At 61.7% G+C, this 473-nt stretch carries 1 protein-coding gene; it reads left to right on the top strand.

Annotation, left to right across the window (positions count from 1 at the left end):
• The coding region (locus J5M71_RS27910; RefSeq protein WP_207838812.1) for a hypothetical protein at nucleotides 1–251 on the top strand (251 nt) is incomplete at its 5' end.
• Nucleotides 252–473: the final 222 nt, after the last annotated feature.

Below are 473 nucleotides of genomic sequence, written 5' to 3'. Positions count from 1 at the left end.
AGTTCGACCAGAGCTTCGATGAACAGGCGTTGCTGGTGCCGGCACTGGAAGAGACCGGCGACAACTACAGCCTCAAGGCGAACCTGGGCAACTGGCTGGAAATTGTCGGCCAGGTCTATGACGGGCAACTGGCGTTGCGCTGCATCTACAGCAGCCAGCGTTACCGCGCCGGCACCATGGATGCGCTGATGAGCGATTACCAGCGCGAGCTTGAAGCGTTGATCGAACATTGCATGGCGCGGGTGGGTTGATCACCCGGTCTTTTGCGCGGGCGCTGCCCAGGCGCGCCCGTCTTATTGCGGATACAAGGATTTTTAACGATGTCGTTACACCCTGATCTGGAAGCTTTCCTCGACCTCGCTCAAGACAGCCAGGACGCCGGCCTGCCAGCCATGCACCAACTGACCCCGAGCGAGGCCCGCGCCACCTTCGAACAGACCACCGCGCAACTGCGCTGGCCGGCGCCGCAGGAT

The organism is Pseudomonas sp. 43(2021) (genome assembly GCF_017490805.1).
Taxonomy (GTDB): domain Bacteria; phylum Pseudomonadota; class Gammaproteobacteria; order Pseudomonadales; family Pseudomonadaceae; genus Aquipseudomonas.
The sequence above is the reverse complement of the archived record's forward strand: the minus strand, read 5'-3'. Positions and strand labels throughout refer to the sequence as shown.